The organism is Rhodococcus sp. Eu-32, assembly GCF_003336925.1.
Taxonomy (GTDB): domain Bacteria; phylum Actinomycetota; class Actinomycetes; order Mycobacteriales; family Mycobacteriaceae; genus Rhodococcoides; species Rhodococcoides kyotonensis_B.
In genome coordinates this window covers 1-490 of sequence record NZ_QGNK01000068.1, presented here as the reverse complement: position 1 = coordinate 490, position 490 = coordinate 1, and the positions used below count along the sequence as shown (strand labels likewise).

The following is a 490-nucleotide window of genomic DNA, read 5'->3' as shown; positions in this document are numbered from 1 at the left end:
GCTATGCGCGAGCTGCCCTACGGGGGGCTGCAGTGGGGAATTTTGGACAATGGGGGCAACCCTGATCCAGCAATGCCGCGTGAGTGAAGAAGGCCTTCGGGTTGTAAAGCTCTTTTGTTGGGAAAGAAAAGCTGGCTAATACCCGGTTGGGATGACGGTACCTAAAGAATAAGCACCGGCTAACTTCGTGCCAGCAGCCGCGGTAATACGAAGGGTGCAAGCGTTACTCGGAATTACTGGGCGTAAAGCGTGCGTAGGTGGTCGTTTAAGTCCGTTGTGAAAGCCCTGGGCTCAACCTGGGAACTGCAGTGGATACTGGGCGACTAGAGTGTGGTAGAGGGTAGCGGAATTCCTGGTGTAGCAGTGAAATGCGTAGAGATCAGGAGGAACATCCATGGCGAAGGCAGCTACCTGGACCAACACTGACACTGAGGCACGAAAGCGTGGGGAGCAAACAGGATTAGATACCCCGGTAGTCAAGACCTTGTAT

1 rRNA gene is annotated in these 490 nt (G+C 54.1%); it reads left to right on the top strand.

From position 1 onward, the window contains the following. Positions 1 to 490, top strand: a 16S ribosomal RNA gene (locus DK926_RS26930); the annotation flags it as partial.